This is a genomic window from Kitasatospora sp. NPDC057904, assembly GCF_042887925.1.
Lineage (GTDB): Bacteria > Actinomycetota > Actinomycetes > Streptomycetales > Streptomycetaceae > Kitasatospora.
The window spans coordinates 147895-171413 of the sequence record NZ_JBHVOL010000013.1 but is presented as its reverse complement, the minus strand read 5'-3'; the positions used below and the strand labels follow the sequence as shown (position 1 = coordinate 171413).

The window sequence follows — 23519 nt, the reverse complement described above, 5'->3', positions numbered from 1 at the left end:
GTGCTCGGCCCGACGAGCCGCCCGTCGACCCGGGCACGGTCACTCTCGGCGCGCAACATCGTCCTCGGTGGTGGGGGTGAGCTGCAGGTGGATCGCGAGGACGCCGAGCGCTTCCTTCTCCGGCGGGTAGATCTCGCGGCAGGCCGCGAGCAGTTCGGCCCGAACCATGCCCTCGCTGCCGATCGCCTCGTTGTCTTCGGCGTCGAGCATCGCCTCGAAGGTCGGGTACTCGGTGACCTTGACGACCTGGGTACGGCAGCGAGTCCCGCCGGACTCGAAGACGAGGGCCTGGCCGGGGTGGATCCTGCGCATGCTCGGGTAGCCGACGCGGACCTCGATCGTCTTGGTGCCGTCGGCGATCAGGTCGAGGTAGGGGCGGCGGATCTGGATGACGCGGTCCTGCTCGGGCATGAGCTCTCTTTCTACACCGGGGTGGACAGGGCGGACAGGCGCTCGCGAAGTTCACCGGCGGGGCCGTGGCCGGGGTAGCGACGGGCGAGGTAGGTGGTGAGGTCGGTGGCGCGGTTGCGTACGGAGTCCACCACGCGGTCGGAGCCGAGTGCTTCAGTGCCGAGGGCGACGGCGTCGTCGGGGGCGCCGAGCTGGGCGTGAGCGAGTGCCAGGTCGATGCGGGCGATGGCCTCGCGGCTGGGCGAGCGGGATGCGGCCGGGGCGGCCTCGTAGACCTGCAGGGCGTGCTCGGCATGCCTTCGGGCGTTCTCGGCCTGGCCGAGCCGGATGTAGGCGGTGGCCGGGTAGGAGGTGAGGGCGTAGTCGGCGAGCGGCAGCGGGTCCAGGCCGAAGCGGTGGGCCATCCGGACGGGCAGGAAGCGGTGGGCGTCCTCGGCGGCACGTAGGGAGGCGGTGAAGCCGTCAGCGTCGCCGTCCGCCGCCGCCGCGCGGGCGGCCTGGGCGTGGAGACGGACAGTCAGCGGATGGGTGGCCGGCGCCTGGGTGAGGCCGCGGAGGGCGGCGGCGAGCGCCCGGTCGGCGCGGTGCTCGTACAGGTTGATGGAGGCGGCGGCGTCCATGGCCCAGGCGCACAGTTCGCCGTGGCCGGCCTGCCGGCCGTGGACGAAGGAATCGTTGGCGAAGGCGAGACCGGCGCGGGGATTGCCGAGGTCGTGGGCGAGCCAGGCGAGGAGTTCGGAGAGCCACCCGGCGTAGGCGAGCAGTTCGCGGCCCTGCTCGTGGGTGTGTCGGGCCTTCAACAGCGCGTCCACCTTGCGGCGGTAGTCCAGCGCCTCGGCGAACACCTGCTGCGGGGGCTTGATGGAGTAGGCGTCGTTGAAGTCGGTGACGGCGAGGTCCAGGTGGTCGAGCGTCCCGGCGCCCAGGGAGCTGGCCTCGGCCTGGCGCGTGAACTCCAGTGCCTCGGCGGCGGCCTGGTCGAGGACCTGGGCGGCGGTGGCGGGCGCCGCGAGGGCGAGCCCGGTGAGCATGAGCGCGGTTCGCCGTTTCGTGGCCGTCACCCCCTCCAGCCCCGCTCCCGCGTCGGCGGGTCCTGCTGGGAGTGTCGCACTGTCCGGCCTGTCGGCCCAGGCCGACCCGGGCGTGTAGTCGGCGGCCAGCCCGAGTTGGACCGGGCCCGTAGACAGGAGGCGGCACAGCAGGTCCTGGTACTCCGGGCTCGGCGCCTTGCCCGCCTCCCAGTCCTTCCAGGAGCGTTCGGTGAGCCCCACCTTGCGCAGGTTCTCCCGCTCGACCAGGTCGTGCGCCGCCCGGACCGCCTCGGCGACGGTCCAACCCATGGCCATCCGGAAGGCCTTGAGCGGGCGGTGGCCGCAGTGCGCCGCGATCTCCTTGGCGATCAGCTCGGCCAGGTCGTGCGGCACCGGCTCCGGGCTCCCGGCCTGACCGAGCGTCCGCTCTCTGATCCGGCGCCCGCAGGCGGCCGAGTGCGCGCCGTCCGGTGCCGTGGTGCTGGTGACGGTCATCGGTGACCTCCCCTTGTCAGCGCTGCCCGCTCCCTTGCGCGGCGTCGCTCTGCTCCCCGGATGTGCCTTGCCGTCGGCTGTTCGAACCGTCCTTGCGTGGCCGAGGCCGCCGCCTCGAACGGGCGGTGACTTCGCCCTGGCCGGGCGGCGATCTCTCACTACAAGCGACCAAGCCGTCACGCCAGGCTATCGGTTGGCGCCACATCAGGCGCCGTCCTCACGACAGTGAAGGAGGCAGTCGTGCGCATCCTTGTGGACGGGCTCGACATGTCCGGAAAGACGACCACGGTCCAGGCCCTGATCTCCCTGTTCGACGGCTGCGGCATCCCGGCCATACGTCACCGCGGCATGCTCGCCGAGCACCACCCGATCGAGCCACTGCTCAAGCGGCTCCCGCTCGTCCGCCAGGCCGAGTCCAGCGCCATCACCGCCGCCTTCCTGGTCGGCGGGTACGCCCTGGACGCCGCGCTGGTACGTGTCGACCCGCCCCGTACCGGCGGCGCGGTCCTCATCCAGGACGGCTATGCCGACCGGACCGCGGCCTTTGGCATCGCTGGCGGCCCCTACCTGACCGCCGTGCTCAGCCTCTGGGGGGCGCGCTACTTCGCCCCGTTCGACGTCGCCGTCTACCTGCACGCCTCCCCCGAGGTCCGGCGCACGCGGATGGAAGGCCGCGAGGAGGTGGACTCCGCCGACCGGCGCAGCGTCGAGGACGAGGCCTTCGCGGCGCGATTCAACGCGGCACTGCTGCATGGCATGGGCCGTCGCCACGGGGAGCGGCTGCTGGTCTTCGACACCGCCGAGCACAGGCCCGAGGAGATCGCCAAGCACGTTCTGGCCAAGGCCGGGCTGGCGTTCACGGTGCAGGCGCCCCGCAGGGCGCCTGCCGAGGAGAGCTCCGTGATGGCGGCCGGGAGGATCGCGTGACCAGTGCGCCCACCACCGTGGACGCCGGAGTGTGGGGTGAGGCCGCCCGCGGCCTCACCACCGCGCTGGGCCGCAGCGTCCTCGTGAGCGTCGAGCGGTTCACCACGGCCGGCCGGACGACCTACACGGGCCCGTTCCCCCTGGAAGCGGCCCGCCCGGCGCTGGCGATCGGCTGCTACCGGCCCTGGCCGCAGGCCGCGCCGCTGCGGGTGCTCGCCGCCGAGAGCGGCACCCGGGTGCGCGGCGTCGCCCAGCGGCGCAACTGGATGGCCGGCATCGACCGGCTGGCCCGCTCTGCGATCGCCGCACTGGACCAGCCGGTGGTCGTCTCCGCCTGGTACGGCACCGACCGGCTGCGCTCGTGGGCCGGGCCGCGTGGCGTGGTCGCGGCGATCGACCACGATCTGCGCGCCCGGATCGAGGACAAGGCCCACTTCGGCGAGCTGCTGCGCGGCGCCCAGGTGCCCGCCGCCCTCCACCTGGCCGGGGTGCGGGTCGACGGCCCGCTTCCGGGCCTGGCGGAGCTCCGTCGCCGGGTCGGCGCCGTGCGGCTGGTGGTGCAGTGCGGCGCCGACTCCGGCGGCCGGGGCACGGTCTTCGTGGACGACGAGCCCGACCTGGCCAGAGCGGCCCGGATGCCGGGCCCGTACCGGGTCACCGCGTTCACCCCCGGCTGGTCCTCGAACGTCACCGTGCTGTCCGTGCCGGACCACCGCGGCGACCTGCGGGTCTACGTCGACCGGCCCTCCCACAAGGCCGTCGGGGTGCCGGAGGCCGGGATCGGCCCCGGAAAGAGCGCGGGCAACTGCTGGTCCGTCGCCTGGCCCGAGCCGGCCGCGGCTGCCGTCGTGGACGCGGCCGAGCGCGTCGCCCGCTGGGCCTGGCGCCGCCATGGCATGTCCGGGCTGTTCGGCCTGGACGCGATCCTCACCGACGACGGCCGGGTGTTCCTCAACGAGATCAACTGCCGCAACCAGGGCACCACCGAGGTCTCGGCGGTCAACCAGCAGCTGCGCGGCCTGCCGCCGTTCGTCGTCGCCCACCTGACCACCCTGCTCGGCGGGCGGGTGGACTGGCTGCCCGACCCGGACGACTTCAACGCCGCCACGGTGCGAGCCGCCGCCTCCACGGTGCCGGGCCCCTACTACCTGAAACTCCGCCACCGGGGGCAAACGCCAGTCGTCCTGGACCAGGACCTGGCCCGCCCCGGCCGCTATCGCGTCCACGGCGGCCGGCTGCGCTGGGTCGGCCCCGGGGCCCACCCGGCCGAGTCCGCCACTGGGGAGGTGCTGCTGGCCAACCTCCCCGAGCCGGGCGTGCTGTGCCTGCCGGGCGCGGAGCTCGGCACCGCTGAAGCCGTCACGCCGTGTGGCGGCGGCCCGTTCGCCGGACCGCACCGGCTCTCCCCCGTCGGGCGCGCGCTGCTGAGCGCCCTCGACCAGCACCTGATCCCCACCGACCTTCCCACCCCCTGAAGGAGCGAGACCGTGACCACTCAGACCATGCCCCGGCTGAGGGACCAGCTGCGGACCCTGCCGACCGAGGCGTTCACCAACCTGCAGTACCTGCCGCCGGCGGTCGGCTGCGTCAACCGGTGCGCGATGTGCAGCCAGGCCGCCGGCAGCGACATCTGGCAGCTCACCGAGCACGGCCTCGGCGACCTCTTTCACGCCCTCGCCGAGGAGGCCTCCGAGCGGGGCGTGCGGATCGGCGGCGGCCGGGCCCACCGCCCGGGCGTGCTGTTCCCCTACCTGGACAACGACATCGCGTCCTACCCCTACCTGGACACCTACGCCCGGCTCGCCCGCGACGTCCTCGGCGTGAAGATCCGCATCTCCACCGTCGGCTGGTCCGAGGACGCCGGCCACCTCGCCGCGATGCACCGTCGCCTGGCCGAGGACTTCAAGGATGTCTTCGACGGCATCCGCATCTCGCTCACTCCGTACGCCACCGGCTACGTCGGCAAGTCACCCGGCACCAGCCGCGACCGCTACGCCGACGACCTCGCCCACGTCCTGCGGACCTACCGGTCGCTGTTCGACCACCTCGGCCACGGCGCGGCCACCGCCGCCGTCGAGCTGCGGTTCGCCCCGCTCGTCGGCCTCGGTGAACTCCTCGACACCCACATCGACGGCCACCACGTCCTCGCCTGCGGCCCTCACCTGCTCATCGCCGCCCAGCCCGGCACGGACGAGCTGCCCTACACCGAGATCACGCGCCTGGACGAGCGCAACCAGCCGGTGCTGTCCGAGCAGGGCCGCCTCTACCTGCACGTGACGGCCGACGCCGCCGAGCCCACTACGCAAACCGTCCGGGACGCGCTGGACGGCGTCCTGCCCGTCCAGCACCGCGCCATCCCCATCCGGCTGCACCGTCTGCACAACGCGGACGGCGACTACTTCGCCGCCGACCCGGACCTCCACCCCGACGGCCGCTTCACCGCCCTCAACCTCTACCCGGCCACCGACCAGCGCAAGGCCAGCGGGTACACCGACACCACCCGGCACTTCCTCAACACCCTGCTGGCATACAAGACCGCCCGCCGGATCGACCGGCGCGGAAGCTTCCTGACCTCGACCCCGGCTGACATCGACGGCGTCCTCACCGCCCTGCGCCAGCTGGCCATGGCCCTCGACCCCGTCGACCACTTGGCCGCTGCGCACCTGCGCGAGCAGGTCCTGCCCCAGGTGAGCGTCTACGTCCGCGCCCTGCTCAAGGCCGGCTACCCCGCCTCCGCGTTCTTCTCCCGCGAATTCACGATCGACACCGGACAGATCGTCAACCAGGGCCGCGCTGAGGCCCTGTTCCGTGGCCTGACGGGCACCAACGGCGAGCCGATGACCCTGCGCGAGGAGCGCGGCTTCGGGCAGGCGAGCGTGTCCAGCGACCGAGGGCCGATCTGGCGGATCACCCCGATGCCCTTCGGAGGCGGGCACCTGCCGCTCGCCATCACCGGAGGCAAGAACACCCGCACTGCTCGCCCAACGCTGATGGTGGAGGAGATGGACCCCTGCCATCTGTCCCCCGTCATTCGCGCCACCGGCTGCCGCCTGCGGCGCATCCCCCTCACCGGCGTCGAGATCGAACACGTCCCGCAGAGTGAAGCCCGCACTCTCCACGGCTTCCCCGGGGCACTCTAGGAATAGACGCCAAACCCCCTACTCCTCCCGGTCGTTGGACCGGGAGGCACTGCCGGGCACAACTGGCCTGGCCACGTCCACCAAGGAGATCCACACCCATGAGCACCACCGAAGCGACGACCGAGAAGCCGTTCAGCAGGATCAAGGTCCGGGTGACCGGCCTTGTCTTCTGCGGCGACGACGTCGCGCTGCTGCGCCGGGACCGCACCGACTCGACGCACTACACCACCATCGGCGGCAATGTCGCCGCGGGCGAGGACTTCCGCGACGCCGCCGCGCGGGAGCTGCGGGAGGAGCTCGGGCTCGCCCCCGAGCAGGCTGCCGACCTGGAGCTGGTCGCGATGGCGGACGCCCGGGTCACCCGGCCCGGGCCGACGGCACCGCCGCGCAAGATCCACCTCATCTACCGCACCCACGTCACCCCGGAGGTCCGCGCGACCCTGGCGACCCAAGAGTTCGACGAACTGCCCGACGGCAGCCACGAGGTCGGCACCATCGAGTGGATCGACTACCGCAAGGTCGGTGACCTGCCCCTGTTCCCGCCGATCGGCAAGGCCCTCGCCCAGCTGCCCTCGCCGTACGCACCGCTGCCGGCGTTCGAGCTGGAGCCGGTCACCGACCAGAACTACACCTGGGTCTGACCGCTCCAATGTTTGGGCCCGGGCGCTGGGGCGTCCCGGGCCCACACGCGCGTCACGACGTCAGGCCCTCCTTGCAGGCCCATTCGTCTAGGGAAAACCGGGGCCGTCCGTGGCGAGACTGGGCGGGCGACGGGTCGGACCCGACGTCGGGAGTTCGCGCGCGGCGCCGCACCGGGCGTCCGGCCGGGCCCCACCCGCACGGCGTTCCCTGGCAGATCCCCGGAGAGGTTGACGTCCCGATGTCGAACGAAGACAAGCTCCGCGACTACCTGAAGCGGGCGATCGCGGACCTCCACGAGACCCGCGAGCAGCTCCGCGAGGCGACCGAGCAGCACCGGGAGCCGATCGCCGTGGTCGGCATGGCCTGCCGGCTGCCCGGCGGGGTCGCCTCCCCGGAGGAGCTGTGGGACCTGGTGCGCGACGGCGTCGACGCCGTCTCCGCCTTCCCCGCCGACCGCGGCTGGGACCTCCCCGAGGGCGCCGTCACCTCCCGCGAGAGCGGATTCCTGCACGACGCCGGCGAGTTCGACGCCGGGTTCTTCGGCATCTCGCCGCGCGAGGCCCTCGCCATGGACCCCCAGCAGCGGATCCTCCTGGAGACCGCCTGGGAGGCCGTCGAACGGGCCGGCATCGACCCCGGGACGCTCACCGGCACGCAGACCGGCGTGTTCGTCGGCACCGGGCACGGCGGCTACGACAGCGCCTCCACCGCCGGCGGCCAGGTCGCCGAGACCGCCGCCGGACACCTCCTGACCGGCAACACCGTCAGCGTCGCCTCCGGCCGCATCTCCTACGTCCTCGGCCTCGAAGGCCCGGCCATCACGGTCGACACCGCGTGCTCCTCCTCCCTCGTCGCCCTGCACCTCGCCGTCCAGTCGCTGCGCCGCGGCGAGTGCTCGCTGGCGCTCGCGGGCGGCGTGACGGTGATGTCGAGCCCGCAGATGTTCACCGAGTTCTCCCGGCAGGGCGGCCTCGCTGCCGACGGCCGGTGCAAGCCCTTCGCGGCGGCGGCCGACGGCACCGCGTGGAGCGAGGGCGCCGCCGTCCTCCTGGTCGAGCGGCTCTCGGACGCGCGGCGCCTCGGCCACCCGGTGCTGGCCGTCGTGCGTGGCTCGGCCGTCAACCAGGACGGTGCCTCCAACGGGCTGACGGCGCCCAACGGCCCGTCCCAGCAGCGGGTGATCCGGGCCGCGCTGGCCGACGCCGGCCTGACGGCGGGTCATGTCGACGCCGTCGAGGCGCACGGGACGGGCACGCGGCTCGGCGACCCGATCGAGGCCCACGCTCTGCTCGCGACCTACGGGCAGGACCGCGAACGGCCCGTGTACATCGGCGCGTTGAAGTCCAACACCGGCCACACCCAGGCCGCCTCCGGCGTGGCCGGGGTGATCAAGACGGTGCTCGCGATGCGGCACGGCCTGCTGCCGCGCACCCTGCACCTCGACGCCCCGACCCCGCACGTCGACTGGACCGCCGGCTCCGCCGAACTCCTGGGCGAGGCCCGCGAATGGCCCGCCAACGCATGGCCCCGGCGGGCGGCCGTGTCCTCCTTCGGCGTCAGCGGCACCAATGCGCACGTCGTGCTGGAGGCGGCGCCGACGGAGGCCGGGTCGGGTCATGCGGCGGTGTCTGCGTCGGGTTCGCGCGCGGGCACGGGTGTGAGTGCTAGGTCGGGGTCGGGGGCTGGGCTGGCGGAGGCCGAGCCCGATGCCGGGCCGGGCCGTGCGGCGGTGTCTGCGTCGGGCGTGAGCGCCGGGTCGGGCGCGGCGTCGGGTTCGGGGGCCGCGCCCGAGGCTGTATCGGGCCGTGCGGCGGTGTCTGCGTCGGGCGTGGGTGGCATCGACGCGTGCGCCGAGGATGGGGACGGCTCCGACGAGGGGCCGGGGGCAACGCTGCCGTGGGTGCTGTCGGCGCGTAGCGGGCCGGCCCTGCGGGCCCAGGCCGGACGCCTGGCCACCCACCTCCGGACGCGCGGACCGCTCGACCCGGCCGATGTCGCGCACTCCCTGGCGACCGGCCGGACGGCCATGGCGCACCGGGCCGTCGTCGTCTCGGCGGACCCGGAGGAGCGCCTGCGCGCCCTGGACGCCCTGGCGGTCGGGGGCGGGGGAGCGGGCCTGGTGACGGGCGTGGCGGAGAAGGGGGCGACGGCGTTCCTGTTCTCCGGGCAGGGGGCGCAACGGCTGGGGATGGGGCGGGAGTTGTACGCCCGGTTCCCGGTCTTCGCGGAGGCCTTCGACGCGGCGTGCGCGGAACTCGACCCGGCCCTGCGCGAGGTCGTGTGGGGCTCGGACGCCGAGCTGCTCAATCAGACCGCGTACGCCCAGGCCGGGCTGTTCGCGGTCGAGGTGGCGCTGTTCCGCCTGCTCGAATCGTTCGGTGTGCGGCCGGAGTTCGTGGCGGGGCACTCGATCGGTGAGGTGGCTGCGGCGCATGTGGCCGGGGTGTTCTCGCTCGCCGACGCGTGTGCGCTGGTGAGCGCCCGTGGCCGACTGATGCAGGCGCTGCCTTCGGGTGGCGCGATGCTGGCGGTGCAGGCGACGGAGGACGAAGTCCTGCCGCTGCTCACGGACTTCGTGTCGATCGCCGCCGTCAACGGCCCGACCTCCGTCGTCGTCTCCGGCACGGAGGAGGCCGTTGACGCGGTCCGCGCGCAGTTCGCCGATCGCAAGACGACGCGGCTGCGCGCCTCGCACGCGTTCCACTCGCCGCTGATGGACCCGATGCTGGCGGACTTCCGCACTGTTCTCGACGGGCTGACGTACAACGCGCCTTCGATCCCGGTGGTCTCCAACCTGACCGGCGCCCTCGGCCTCGGAGAGGACTTCACCACCCCCGACTACTGGGTGCGCCACGTCCGCGAGGCCGTCCGCTTCGCCGACGGCATCCGCACGCTGCACGCCGCCGGTGTCACGCGTTTCCTCGAACTCGGCCCGGACGGCGTCCTCACCGCGCTGGCGGCCGAGTCGCTGCCCGCCGACGCGGCCCTCGCCGCCGTGCTCCGCAAGGACCGCCCCGAGGAGCCGGCCATCCTGGAAGCCCTCGCCCGCCTGCACGTGCGCGGAGCGGGCCCGGACTGGGCGGCGGTGCTCGCCGGGTCCGGCGGCCGCCGCGTCGACCTGCCCACGTACGCGTTCCAGCGGCAGCGTTACTGGCTGCCCGAGCTCCAGCGCCGCGACGCGGGCACGCCGGCGGCCGACCCGGTCGAGGACGCGTTCTGGACGGCCGTCGAGGCCGGGGACCTGCAGGAGGCGTCGGCCGTCCTCGGGATCGCGGAGGAGGCCGCCGAGGCCTCGCTGGACCGCCTGCTGCCCGTCCTGGCCTCCTGGCGCGGTCAGCGGCGCCTGCTCGGCGCGCTGGACGGGTGGACGTACGGGACGAGCTGGGTGCCCGTGCGCGGCCTCACCGACGCCGTCCCGGCGGGGCGCTGGCTCGCCGTCGTACCGGAGAGCGCGGAAGGCGAATGGCCCGAGGCCGTCCTCGGCGCCCTCGCCGAGCGCGGTCTGCGGATCGAGCGAGTAGCGGGGACCGAGGCCCTGGCCGAGGTGCTCGCGGACGGCGTCGGCGAGCCGCTCGCCGGCGTCCTCTCCTTCCTCGCCGCCGACGGCCGCCCGCACCCCGACCACCACCTCGTCCCCCGCTACCTGCCCGCCACCGTCGAGCTGCTGCGCACCCTGGAGGCCGCCGGCGGTCCGGCGAGGCTCTGGTGCCTCACCCGGGGCGCCGTCGCGGCCGAGGGCGCGGACCGGGTGAGCGAGCCCGGGCAGGCGCAGCTGTGGGGCCTCGGCCGGGTGGCCGCGCTGGAACACCCGCGGCGCTGGGGCGGCCTGATCGACCTGCCCGCCGCTCCCGACGCCCGCACCGCCGTGCGCCTGGCCGGGCTCCTCGCCCAGACCGCCGAGGACCAGCTCGCCCTGCGCGGCTCCGGCGCCTACGCCCGCCGCCTGACCCGCCGCCACCTGCCGCCGGTCCCGGGCCGCGCGGCCGGCCTGCCGCGGCCCGCCTCCGGAGGGCGCGGGGTGGCGGAGTTGTCCGTGCCGTCGGACCGTCCGGGTGACGACGTGGTGGAGCGGAACGCGTCGGGCACCGGTGTCGATGCCAGGCCCGACACCGGTGCGGCCGCCGGCCGTCCGGCCGGTGAAGCGGCGCAGCCGAGCGCGCCGGACGCCCCCGACGGCTGGACCGCCCCCCGGGGCACCCTGCTCGTCACCGGCGGCACCGGCGCCCTCGGCGCCCATGTCGCCCGCTGGCTGGCTCGGGCCGGCGCCGAGCACCTCCTCCTCGTCGGCCGCCGTGGCTCCGGGGCCCCCGGCGCGCAGGAGCTGAGCGCCGAGCTCGAAGGACTCGGCACCCGCGTCACCGTCGCCGCCTGCGACGTCGCCGACCGCGACGCGCTCGCCGCCCTCCTCGCCGCCGTGCCCGCCGAGCACCCGCTCACCGGTGTCGTCCACGCCGCCGGCGTCCTCGACGACGGCGTCCTGGAGGGCCTCACGGCCGACCGCTTCGACACGGTGCTCCGCGCCAAGGCGGTCTCCGCCCGCAACCTCCACGAGCTGACGGCCGGGCACGACCTCGCCCTGTTCGTCCTGTTCTCCTCGATCACCGGTGTCCTCGGCAACCCCGGCCAGGCCAACTACGCCGCCGCCAATGCCTACCTCGACGCCCTCGCCGAGCACCGCCGCGCCGCCGGACTGCCCGCCACCGCCGTCGCCTGGGGCCCGTGGGCCGGGGCCGGCATGGCGGGGGACCACCCGGGCCTCACCGGCCGGATGCGGCGCAGCGGGCTCGCCCCGATGGACCCGGAGCGGGCGGTCGCCGCGCTGCGCCGGGCCCTGCTCGCGGACGCGTCCGGCCTCACCGTGGCGGACGTCGACTGGAGCGCCCTCGCCCCCGTGCTCACCGCCGCCCGGCCGAGCGCACTGATCGCGGACCTGCCGGAGGTGCGTCGCGCGGTCACCCCCGCCCTGGCGACCGAGAAGGATTCCCCGCTGGCCGAGCAGCTGCGCGGCCGCGGCGCCGACGAGCAGGAACGCCTGCTGCTGGAGCTCGTCCGCACGGAGGCCGCCGCCGTCCTCGGGCACGTCTCGACGGCGACCGTCGACGCCGCCCGGGCGTTCCGGGACCTCGGGTTCGACTCGCTGACCGCCGTCGAGCTGCGCAACCGCCTCACCGCCGCGACCGGTCTGCGCCTGCCCGCCACCCTGCTGTTCGACCGGCCGACCCCGGCCGCCGTCGCGGCGCACCTGCGCGCCGAACTGGCGGGCACGGCCGCCGTCCTGGAGCCGGTGGCCGCCGTCGCCGCCGACGAGCCGATCGCGATCGTCGCGATGGCCTGCCGCTTCCCCGGCGGCGTCGAGTCGCCGGAGGACCTCTGGCGGCTGCTTGCCGAGGGCCGCGACGCGGTGGGCCCGTTCCCGGCCGACCGGGGCTGGGACACCGACCGCCTGCACCACCCGGACCCGGACCACGAGGGCACCAGCTACGTCGCCGAGGGCGCCTTCCTCACCGCCCCGGCCGACTTCGACGCCGCCTTCTTCGGCATCTCCCCGCGCGAGGCCCTCGCGATGGACCCGCAGCAGCGGCTCCTGCTGGAGACGGTCTGGGAGGCCGTCGAGCGCTCCGGCATCGACCCCGGCGCCCTGCACGGCTCGCGGACGGGCGTGTTCGTCGGCTCCAACTTCCAGGACTACCACCTGCTGCTGGACCCGGCCCGGGAGGGCGTCGCCGGGCACGTGATGACGGGCAACGCCGCCAGCGTGATCTCGGGCCGCGTCGCCTACACGCTCGGCCTGGAGGGCCCGGCCGTCACGGTCGACACCGCGTGCTCGTCCTCGCTGGTCGCCCTGCACCTGGCCGCCCAGGCGCTGCGCCGCGGCGAGTGCACGCTCGCGCTCGCGGGCGGCGTGACGGTGATGTCCACGCCGCAGGTGTTCGTCGAGTTCTCGCGCCAGCGCGGTTTGGCCCCCGACGGCCGTTGCAAGCCGTTCGCGGACGCGGCGGACGGGACGGGCTGGGCCGAGGGCGTCGGCGTGCTGCTCGTCGAGCGGCTCTCCGACGCGCGGCGCAACGGGCACCCGGTGCTGGCCGTCGTGCGCGGTTCGGCCGTCAACCAGGACGGTGCCTCCAACGGGCTGACGGCGCCCAATGGCCCGTCGCAGCAGCGGGTGATCCGGGCCGCGCTGGCCGACGCCGGTCTGACGCCCGCCGAGGTCGACGCCGTCGAGGCGCACGGCACCGGCACCCGCCTGGGCGACCCGATCGAGGCCCAGGCCCTGCTCGCCGCCTACGGGCAGGACCGCGAACTCCCACTGCTCCTGGGCTCGGTGAAGTCCAACCTCGGCCACACCCAGGCCGCCGCCGGCGTCGCCGGCGTGATGAGGACCGTGCTCGCGATGCAGCATGGCGAGCTCCCGAAGTCCCTGCACATCGACGAGCCGACCGCGCAGGTCGACTGGACCGCCGGCGCCGTCGAGCTCCTGAGCGAGGCCCGCACCTGGCCCGAGACCGGACGGCCGCCGCGCGCCGGCGTCTCCTCCTTCGGCGTCAGCGGCACCAACGCCCACGTGATCCTCGAAGCGGCCCCCGCGCCCGAGCCGCTGCCCGAGCGCCCGGCCGCCGACTGCCCGCTGCCCTGGCTGCTCTCCGCCCGGACCCCCGAGGCCGTGCGCGAGCAGGCCCGCCGCCTCGCCGCCCACGTCCGTGCGGCCGAGCCCGCCCCGGACGACGTCGCCCGCTCCCTCGTCACCACCCGCGCCGCCCTGGAGCACCGGGCCGCCGTCGTCGCGCCCGACCGGGCCGGGCTCCTGGACGGCCTGGACGCGCTCGCCGACGGCCGCGCCACCCCCGCCGTCCTGGAAGGACAGGCCGCGGGGGACGGAGCACCGGTGTTCGTGTTCCCCGGCCAGGGCTCCCAGTGGGCCGGCATGGCCGTCGAACTCCTGGACACCGCACCGGTGTTCGCGCAGCGCTTCGCCGAGTGCGCGGCGGCCCTCGAACCGTTCACCGACTGGTCGGCGACGGACGTCCTGCGCGGCGAGCCCGGCGCACCCGGCTTCGACCGCGTCGACGTCGTGCAGCCCGTGCTGTTCGCCGTCATGGTGTCGCTCGCCGAACTGTGGCGCGCGCACGGCGTCGAACCGGCCGCCGTACTCGGCCACTCCCAGGGCGAGATCGCCGCCGCGTGCGTGGCCGGCGCGCTCTCCCTGGACGACGCCGCCCGCGTCGTCGCCCTGCGCAGCCGGGCGATCCGGCGGCTCGCCGGCCTCGGCGGCATGGTCTCGGTGGCCGAGCCGGTCGCCGCCGTCCGCGAGCGCCTCGCGCGCTGGGACGAGCGCATCTCCGTCGCGGCCGTCAACGGCCCCGGCTCGGTGGTGGTCTCGGGCGACCCCGAGGCCCTGGAGGAGCTGATCGCCGACTGCGAGCGGGCCGGCGTCCGGGCCCGCCGCGTCCCCGTCGACTACGCCTCGCACTCCGCGCACGTCGAGCGCATCGAACACGAGCTGCTCGACCTCCTCGCGCCGATCACCCCGCGCAGCGCCGACGTCCCGTTCTGCTCGACCGTCACCGGCGCCGTGATCGACACCGCCGGACTCGACGCCGCCTACTGGTACCGCAACCTGCGCCACACCGTGGAGTTCGAGCAGGCCACCCGCACCCTGCTGGCCGCGGGACACGGGGTGTTCGTCGAGGTCAGCCCGCACCCCGTGGTGACCACCGGCGTCCAGGAGACCATCGAGGACAGCGGCCTGCCCGCCGCCGCCCTCGGCACGCTGCGCCGCGACGAGGGCGGCCCCGGCCGCTTCCTGCTCGCCCTCGCCGACGCCCGCAACCACGGCGCCCGGGTGGACTGGGACCTCCTGTTCGCCGGCACCGGCGCGCGCGCCACCGAGCTGCCGACGTACCCGTTCCAGCGGCAGCGCTACTGGCCGCGCCCCGGCGGTACCGGCGGCGACGTCACCACGGCGGGCCTGGCCGCGCCGGAGCACCCGCTGCTCGGCGCCGCCGTCGAACTCGCCCAGGGCGGCGGGCTGGTGGCCACCGCCCGCTGGTCGCTGCACACCCACCCGTGGCTCGCCGACCACGCCGTCGCGGGCACCGTCGTGGTGCCCGGCGCCGCGCTGGTCGAGGCGGTCGTCCGGGCCGGCGACGAGCTCGGCTGCGGGCGCATCGAGGAACTGACCCTGCACGCCCCCGTCCTCCTGCCCGAGCGCGGTGCGCTCCAGGTGCAGATCGAGGTCGGCGCCCCGGACGACACGGGCCGGCGCCCGGTCGCCCTGCACACCCGCCCGGCCGACGCGGACGCGCCCGAGGGCTGGACCCGGCACGCCGACGGCGGCGTCGCCCCCGACCGCGCCCCCGCCCCCGCGGGGGCCGAACCCGCGCCGACGGCCGCCGCCTGGCCGCCCGCCGGCGCCGAGCCGATCGACGTCGACGGCTTCTACCCGGGCCTGCGAGAACAGGGCTACGGCTACGGCCCGGTGTTCCAGGGCGTGCGCGCGGCCTGGCGCCTCGGCGACGCCGTCCACGCCGAGGTCGAGCTGCCCGCGCCGGCCCGCGCCGACGCCGCCCGCTACGGCCTGCACCCCGCCCTCCTCGACGCCGCCCTGCACCCCGCCGGGCTCGGCCCGCTGGCGGGCCGCCCCGGGCTGCCCTTCGCCTGGACCGGCGTCACGCTCCACGCCGCCGGGGCCACCGCGCTGCGGGTGACGCTCACCCCGGCCGGGCCCGACGCGGTGTCCGTCGCGATGGCCGACCCGGCCGGCCGCCCGGTGGCCGCCATCGAGGCCCTGGCCGTGCGCCCGCTCGCCGAGGGCGCCCTCGACCCGGCCGCCCGGGTGGCCCGCGAGGCGCTCTTCCACCTGGACTGGCCGGCCCTGACCCTCCCCGAGCCGGGGCCGGCCCCCGCCCGCTGGACCGTCCTCGGCGAGCCGCCCGCCCACGCGGCGGCCCTCGCCGAGGCGGGCGTCACCCTGACGGACGCCGCCGACGCCGATCTGACGGTCGTGGAGCTGAGCGGCGACGACCCGCTCGCCGCCCTCGAACGCGCCCTCGCCGTCCTCCAGGACCAGCTCGCCGAGGACCGTCCCCTGCTGGTCCTGACCCGCCGCGCCGTCGCCGCCGACCCCGCCGAGGACGTCCACGACCTGCCCGCCGCCGCCGTCCACGGCCTGGTCCGCTCCGCCCAGAGCGAGCACCCCGGCCGCATCGTCCTCGCCGACCTGGACGACGACCCCGCCTCCTGGCGCGCCCTGCCCGCCGCGCTCGCCACCGGCGAACCCCGGCTCGCCCTGCGCCACGGCACCGCCCACGCCCCCCGCCTGGCCCGCGCCCACAGCGCCGGGCCGCTGCCCGTGCCCGACGGCCCGTGGCGCCTCGACATCCGCACCAAGGGCACCGTCGACAACCTCGAACTCCTGCCGAGCCCCGACGCGGCCGCGCCGCTCGCCGAGGGCGAGGTCCGCATCGAGGTCCGCGCCGCCGGCCTCAACTTCCGCGACGTCCTCAACGCCCTCGACATGTACCCCGGCGGCGCCCGCTTCCTCGGCGCCGAGGCCGCCGGCGTCGTGCGCGAACTCGGCCCCGGCGTCACCGGACTCGCCGTCGGCGACCACGTCATGGGCATGGTCACCGGTGGGTTCGGCCCGCTCGCCGTCGCCGACCACCGCGTGCTCGCCCGCGTCCCCCGGGGCTGGACCTTCGCCCAGGCCGCCTCCGTCCCCGTCGTCTTCCTCACCGCCTACTACGCCCTGCGCGACCTCGCCGACCTCCGGGAAGGCGAACGCCTCCTCGTCCACGCCGCGACCGGCGGCGTCGGCATGGCCGCCACCCAGCTCGGCCGCCTCTGGGGCGCCGAGGTCTACGGCACCGCGAGCGAGGCCAAGCAGCACCTCCTGCGCGCCGACGGCCTGCCCGACACCGCCATCGCCTCCTCCCGCACCCTCGACTTCGAGGAGCGCTTCCGCACCGCGACCGGCGGCGAAGGCGTGGACGTCGTCCTCAACTCCCTCGCGGGGGAGTACGTCGACGCCTCGCTGCGCCTCCTCGGGCCCGGCGGACGGCTGATCGAGATGGGCCGCACCGACGTCCGAGACCCCGCCGAGGTCGCCGCCGCCCACGGTGGCGCCCGCTACCAGGCCTTCGTCCTCCAGGAGGCCGGGCCCGAGCGGATCGGGCGGATGCTCGCCGACCTGGTCGAGCTGTTCGAACAGGGCGCGCTGCAGCCCCTCCCGCTCACCTGCTGGGACGTCACCCGCGCCCGCGAGGCCTTCCGGTACATGGCCCAGGCCCGGCACACCGGCAAGATCGTGCTCACCGTCCCGCGCCCCTGGGCCGCCGACGGCACCGTCCTGATCACCGGCGGCACCGGCACCCTCGGCGCCGAACTCGCCCGGCACCTGGTCACCACGCGGGGCGTCCGCCACCTGCTGCTCACCAGCCGGCGCGGCCCGGACGCCCCCGGCGCGGCCGAACTCCTCGCCGACCTCGCGGCCCTCGGCGCCGACGCCCGCGTCGTCGCCTGCGACACCGCCGACCGCGCCGCGCTCGCGGCCCTGCTGGCCGCCGTGCCCGCCGAACACCCGCTCACCGCCGTCGTCCACGCGGCCGGCGTCCTGGACGACGGCGTGGTCGAAGGCCTGACGGCCGACCGGCTCGCCGCCGTGCTGCGCCCCAAGGCCGACGCCGCCCGCCACCTGCACGAGCTCACCCGCGGCCTCGACCTCGCCGACCTCGTCCTGTTCTCCTCCGCCGCCGGCGTCTTCGGCTCGCCCGGCCAGGGCAACTACGCCGCCGCCAACGCCTGGCTCGACGCCCTCGCCCAGCACCGCCGCGTCGCCGGCCTGCCCACCACCGCGCTCGCCTGGGGCCTGTGGGCGCAGGCCAGCACCATGACCGCCCACCTCGGCGCGGGCGACCGGGCCCGCGCCGAGCAGTCCGGCGCACTGACCCTCAGCACCCCGGACGGCCTCGCCCTGTTCGACGCCGCCCTCGCCGACCACCGCGCCCTCCTCGTCCCCGTCCGCCTCGACACCGCCACCCTGCGCTCGCGCGGCGCGGCCGAACTCCCCGCCCTGCTGCGCTCCCTGCTGCGTTTTTCCCTCGGGGGTACTCCGGCCCGCCGTGCCGCGCAGGGCGCCCAAGCCGCCGACGGGCTGCGCGCCCGCCTGGCCGGGCTCAGCGCGGCCGACCGCGCCGCGGCGCTGCTCGACCTGGTGAGCGGCTGCACCGCGGCCGTCCTCGGCCACTCCTCGGCCGAGCAGGTCCACGCCGCGCGGACGTTCCGCGACCTCGGCCTCGACTCCCTGACCGCCGTGGAACTGCGCAACCGCCTCAACACCGCGACCGGCCTGCGGCTGCCCGCGACCCTCGTGTTCGACCACCCCACCCCCGGGGCGCTCGCCGGGCACCTGGCGGACGGCCTCACCGGCACCGCCGCGGCGCCCGGGACCGGCGGCGCGCTCCAGGCGGCCGACGAGCCGATCGCGATCGTCGGCATGGCCTGCCGCTTCCCCGGCGGCGTCGCGACCCCCGACGACCTGTGGACCCTGCTGTCCGCCGGCACCGACGCCATCGCCCCCTTCCCCGCCGACCGCGGCTGGGACCTCGACCGCCTCTACGACGGCATCCCCGACCACCCCGACTCCTCCCGCACCCGCGAGGGCGGCTTCCTCGCCGACGCCGCCGGCTTCGACGCCGCCTTCTTCGGCGTCAGCCCCAACGAGGCCCTCGCGATGGACCCGCAGCAGCGGCTCCTCCTGGAGACCTCGTGGGAGGCCCTCGAATGCGCCGGCATCGACCCCGGCACGGTGCGCGGCAGCCGCACCGGCGTGTTCGCCGGCCTGTCCTCCAGCGACTACCTCGACCGGGTCGCCCGCATCCCCGACGAGGCCGCGCCGTACGTCAGCACCGGCAACGCGGCGAGCGTGATCTCCGGCCGCGTCGCCTACACGCTCGGTCTGGAGGGCCCGGCCGTCACCGTCGACACGGCCTGCTCGTCGTCCCTCGTGGCGCTCCACCTGGCCGTCCGCGCGCTGCGCGGCGGCGAGTGCACGCTCGCCCTGGCGGGCGGCGTCACCGTGATGTCGACGCCGATGATCCCGGTCGACTTCGCCCGCCAGCGCGGTCTGGCCCTCGACGGGCGCTGCAAGCCCTTCGCGGACGCCGCCGACGGCACCGGCTTCTCCGAGGGCGTCGGCGTGCTGCTCGTCGAGCGGCTCTCCGACGCCCGGCGCAACGGGCACCCGGTGCTGGCCGTCGTGCGCGGCTCCGCCGTCAACCAGGACGGCGCCAGCAACGGGCTCAGCGCCCCCAACGGCCCGTCCCAGCAGCGCGTGATCCGGGCCGCCCTCGCCGACGCCGGTCTGATGCCCGCCGAGGTCGACGCCGTCGAGGCGCACGGCACCGGCACCCGCCTCGGCGACCCGATCGAGGCCCAGGCCCTGCTCGCCGCCTACGGCCAGGAGCGCGAACACCCGCTCCTCGTCGGCTCGGTGAAGTCCAACCTCGGCCACACCCAGGCCGCCGCCGGCGTCGCCGGCGTGATGAAGACCGTCCTCGCCCTGCGGCACGGCGAGCTGCCGGTGTCGCTCCACATCGACCGGCCCACCACGCACGTCGACTGGACGGAGGGCGCCGTCGACCTGCTCACCGAGGCCCGTGACTGGCCCGCCACCGGACGGCCCCGCCGCGCCGGCGTCTCCTCCTTCGGACTCAGCGGCACCAACGCCCACGTGATCCTCGAACAGGCCCCCCAGCAGGAGTCCCAGCCCGATTCCTCGACACCCGGGCCCGAGCGCCCCGCCCTGCCCTGGCTGCTCTCCGCACGCAGCGCCGAGGCCCTGCGGGGCCAGGCCCGCGCGCTGCTCGACCACCTCGCCGCCAGCAGCGCCGCGCCGCTCGACCTCGCGTACTCCCTCGCCACCGGCCGCGCGCTCCTGGAGCACCGCGCCGCCGTCGTCGGCACCGGCATCGAGGACCTGCGCGCCGGGCTCGCCGCGCTCGCCGACGGCACGCCCGCCCCGGGCGTCGTCACCGGCCGGCACGGCGCCGGCCGCGACCGCCGGGCCGTCCTCGTCTTCCCCGGCCAGGGCTCCCAGTGGGTCGGCATGGGTGCCGAACTGCTCGACGCCTCCCCGGAGTTCGCCGAGCGGATCGCCGCCTGCGAACGGGCCCTCGCCCCCTGGACGGACTGGTCCCTCGAAGCCGTCCTGCGCGGCCGGGCCGAGGCGCCGTCACTCGACCGCGTCGACGTCGCCCAGCCCGCGCTGTGGGCCACCATGATCGGGCTCGCCGCCTGCTGGCAGGCCCACGGCGTCACCCCCGCCGCCGTGCTCGGCCACTCCCAGGGCGAGATCGCCGCCGCCTGCGTGGCCGGCGCGCTCTCCCTGGAGGACGGCGCCAAGGTCGTCGCCCTGCGCAGCCAGGCCATCGCCCGCGGCCTCTCGGGCCACGGCGGCATGGTGTCGGTGCCGCTGGCGCACGCCGACGTCCTCGCCCGGATCGAGCCCCACGGCGGCCGGATCTCGGTGGCCGCCGCCAACGGCCCGTCCGGCGTGGTCGTCTCCGGCGAGAACGCGGCCCTCGACGACCTCCTGGCCGACTGCGCCCGCGACGGCGTCCGGGCCAAGCGCATCCCCGTCGACTACGCCTCCCACTCCGCCCAGGTCGAACGGATCGAGGAGACCCTCCTCGCCGAACTCGCCGGACTGACCACGCGCGAGGCCCGCATCCCGTTCTTCTCCACCGTCACCGCCGACTGGCTCGGCGACACCCCGCTCGACGCCGGATACTGGTACCGCAACCTGCGGCGGACCGTCCGCCTGGAGGAGTCCGTCCGCGCCCTGCTCGCCCAGGGCCACGACGCCTTCCTCGAATGCAGCCCGCACCCCGTGCTCGCCATGGCCGTCGAGGACACCGCCGCCGACGCGGGCGTCCGGGCCGTCGTGCTCGGCACCGTCCGGCGCGAGGACGGCGGCCAGGACCGGCTGCTCGCCTCCCTCGCCGAGGCCCACGTGCACGGCGTGCGGATCGACTGGCGGCCCGCCCTCGCCGGCGGCCGGCCCGCCGACCTGCCCACCTACGCCTTCCAGCGCCGCCGCTACTGGCTCGCCCAGGGCGCCGCCCGTACCGGCGCGCCCCTCGAACCCAGCGGGCTGGACGGGGTCGTCCGGCTCGCGGACGGCTCGGGGAGCGTCCTGCTCACCGGCCGGATCGGCACCGGGACGCACCCCTGGACGGCCGACCACCGCGTGCGCGGCACCGCCGTCGTGCCGGGCACCGCGCTGCTCGACTGGGCCGTGCGGGCCGGCGACGAGGCGGGCTGCCCGGCCGTCGCCGACCTCACCGAGCTCACCCCGCTGACCCTGCCCGACCACGGGACCGTCGACCTCCAGCTCACCGCGGGACCCGCCGACGCCGACGGCCGACGGGCCCTCACCGTCCACGCCCGCCCGACCGGCGCGCCGGACGACCTCCCGTGGACCTGCCACGCGAGCGGCACCCTGACCGCTGAGAGCGCTGACGGCGCGTCCCTGACCGCATGGCCGCCCGCCGGTGCCGAGGCGGTGGACACCCTGGACGACGCCGAGTACGGCGAGCGCTTCCGCACCGTCGCCGCACGCTGGCGGCGCGGCGACGAGCTGTTCGCCGAGGTCGCCCTGCCCGAGGAGCACCGCACCGAGACGGCCGGCTTCCGCGTCCACCCCGGACTCCTCCAAGCCCTGCTCGCCGCCCTCCCGGGCGGCACCGACCCCGCCCAGCCCACCGACTGGCGCGGCGTCACCGTCCACGCCACCGGCGCCGCCCTGCTCCGCGTCCGGCTCACCCCGGCCGCCGACGGCGGCCACGCGCTCACCGCCGCCGACGCCGACGGCGCCCCCGTGCTCACCGCCCGAGCCGTCACCGTCCGCCCGATCGCCGCCGAGCACCTCGCCCCGGTGGCGGACCCGCTCTACGCGGTCGAGTGGGCTCCGACACCGAACAGCGCCGTGTCCGCCACCGGCCTTGAGGACACGGCCGTCCTCGGCGGCGACGACGCGCTCGCCGCCACCCTCGGCGCCCGCTCCTACGCCGACCTCGCCGGCCTCACCGCCGCCCTGGACGCCGGAGAGCCCGCACCCGCCACCGTCGTCCACCGCCTCACCGCGGCCGACGACGCCGATCCCGTCACCGCCGCGCACCGCGCCGTCCGGGCCGCCCACGGCCTCGCCCGCGCCTGGCTCGGCGAGCCCCGGCTCGCCGACGCCCGCCTCGCCCTGCTCACGCACGGCGCCGAGGCCGCGGCCCCCTCCACCGACGCCACCGTTCTCGCCCAAGCCGCTGCCCACGGACTCATCCGCTCCGCCCAGTCCGAGAACCCGGGCCGCTTCCTCCTCGTCGACCTCGACGAGGACGCGGCCTCCGCCGCGTCCCTGCCCACCGCCCTCGCCGTCCCCGACGAGCCGCGCCTGGCCGTCCGCGGCGGCGAGGTGACGGCCCCCCGGCTGCGCGCGCTGCCCTCCGGCGGGGACGACCGCGCGTGGTCCTGGAACCCCGCCGGCACCGTCCTGATCACCGGCGGCACCGGCACCCTCGGCACCCTCGTCGCCCGCCACCTCGTCACCGAGCACGGCGTGCGCCACCTCCTGCTCACCGGCCGCCGGGGCCCGGACGCCCCCGGCGCCGCCGAGCTCGTCGCCGACCTCGCGGCCCTCGGAGCCCACGCCCGCGTCGCCGCCTGCGACACCGCCGACCGCGCCGCCCTCGACGCGCTCCTCGCCACCGTCCCCGCCGACCACCCGCTCACCGGCGTCGTCCACGCCGCCGGCGTCCTGCACGACGGACTGCTCGAAAGCCTGACGGACGAGCAGCTCACCGAGGTGCTGCGCCCCAAGGTCGACGCCGCGTGGAACCTCCACGACGCGACCCGCGACCTCGACCTCTCCGCCTTCGTCCTGTTCTCCTCCTTCGCCGCCACGGCCGGCGGCCCCGGCCAGGCCAACTACGCCGCCGCCAACGCCTTCCTCGACGCCCTCGCCCACCTCCGCCGCGCCGAAGGCCGCCCGGCCGTCTCCCTCGCGTGGGGATACTGGGGAGAATCGAGTGGAATGACGTCCACGCTGGACGCCGTGGACATCGCCCGCTTCGCGCGCTCCGGCATGCTGCCGCTCACGGCCGTCCAGGGCCTCGCCCTGCTCGACGCCGCGAGCGGCGTCGACCGACCGCACCTCGCCCCGATCCGGCTCGACCGGCACGCCCTCGCCACGGCCGGGGCACCACCGCTGTTCGCCGAGCTCGCGCCCCGCCGAGCCGCCGCCCGGCGCACGGCCGCCGGCCCGGCCGGGAGCACGGCGACCGGCGATCGGGGCGTGCTCGACCGGCTGCCCGGCCTCGCCGCCGCCCAGCAGGAGAAGCTGCTGCTGGACGTCGTCGTCGGCCACCTCGCCGCCGTCCTCGGCCACGGCTCGCCCGAGGCCGTCGAACCCGAGCGCGGCTTCCTCGACCTCGGGATGTCCTCCCTGACCGCCGTCGAGCTGCGCAACCGCCTCAACGCCGAACTCGGCCTGCGGCTGCCCACCACGACGATCTTCGACCACCCGTCGCCCACCGCCCTCGCCGGGCGCCTGCGCGACCTGGTGGGCGCACCCGCCGGCACCACGGCGCCCGCCCGGCCCGTCTTCGCCGAACTCGACGAGCTGGAGAGCGCGCTCGGCGCCACCGAACTGGACGCCGACTCCCGCACCCGCCTCCTCGCCCGCCTCAAGAGCCTCCAGTGGCGGCTCGACGGCGACACCACCGAGTCGCCCGCGGCCGCCGACGGGCCGGACGACGCGCTCGACGCCACCACGGACGACGAGATGTTCGACCTGATCGACCGCGAGCTCGGACTCGCCTGAGGC

The 23519-nt window shown here is 76.1% G+C and carries 7 protein-coding genes; 5 read left to right on the top strand and 2 right to left on the bottom strand.

Annotation, left to right across the window (positions count from 1 at the left end; translation table 11 throughout):
• Positions 1-39: 39 nt before the first annotated feature.
• Entirely contained in the window at positions 40-411 is a 372-nt protein-coding gene (locus ACFVSN_RS29590; RefSeq protein ID WP_387594044.1) for an ASCH domain-containing protein, read from the bottom strand.
• 11 nt (positions 412-422) lie between these two features.
• On the bottom strand, positions 423-1937 hold the full coding sequence (locus ACFVSN_RS29585) for a tetratricopeptide repeat protein (protein ID WP_387594046.1): 1515 nt from the start codon (positions 1935-1937) through the stop codon (positions 423-425).
• Between the two features lie 240 nt (positions 1938-2177).
• Here ACFVSN_RS29585 and ACFVSN_RS29580 point away from each other — a divergent pair, with 240 nt between their 5' ends.
• From ACFVSN_RS29580 to ACFVSN_RS29560, 5 genes are all read left to right on the top strand, one after another.
• A complete protein-coding gene (locus tag ACFVSN_RS29580) occupies positions 2178-2864 on the top strand; it encodes a hypothetical protein (RefSeq protein ID WP_387594048.1) in 687 nt (228 codons plus the stop codon).
• On the top strand, positions 2861-4339 hold the full coding sequence (locus tag ACFVSN_RS29575; RefSeq protein ID WP_387594049.1) for a hypothetical protein: 1479 nt from the start codon (positions 2861-2863) through the stop codon (positions 4337-4339). The genes ACFVSN_RS29580 and ACFVSN_RS29575 overlap by 4 nt, the downstream gene beginning before the upstream one ends.
• Before the next feature lie 12 nt (positions 4340-4351).
• Positions 4352-6004, top strand: a complete 1653-nt coding sequence (locus tag ACFVSN_RS29570; protein ID WP_387594051.1) for a hypothetical protein — start codon at positions 4352-4354, stop codon at positions 6002-6004.
• Positions 6005-6102: 98 nt separating this feature from the next.
• Positions 6103-6645 (top strand): NUDIX hydrolase, encoded by a 543-nt coding sequence (locus tag ACFVSN_RS29565; RefSeq protein ID WP_387594053.1) that lies wholly within the window; start codon positions 6103-6105, stop codon positions 6643-6645.
• Between the two features lie 239 nt (positions 6646-6884).
• Complete coding sequence (locus tag ACFVSN_RS29560) at positions 6885-23516, top strand: SDR family NAD(P)-dependent oxidoreductase (protein WP_387956877.1); 16632 nt, start codon at positions 6885-6887, stop codon at positions 23514-23516.
• Positions 23517-23519 lie beyond the last annotated feature (3 nt).

Coding starts and splice junctions, on each gene's coding strand:
- ACFVSN_RS29590 (WP_387594044.1), bottom strand. CDS start 411: ATGCCCGAGCAGGACCGCGTCATCCAGATCCGCCGCCCCTACCTCGAC.
- ACFVSN_RS29585 (WP_387594046.1), bottom strand. CDS start 1,937: ATGACCGTCACCAGCACCACGGCACCGGACGGCGCGCACTCGGCCGCC.
- ACFVSN_RS29565 (WP_387594053.1), top strand. CDS start 6,103: ATGAGCACCACCGAAGCGACGACCGAGAAGCCGTTCAGCAGGATCAAG.
- ACFVSN_RS29560 (WP_387956877.1), top strand. CDS start 6,885: ATGTCGAACGAAGACAAGCTCCGCGACTACCTGAAGCGGGCGATCGCG.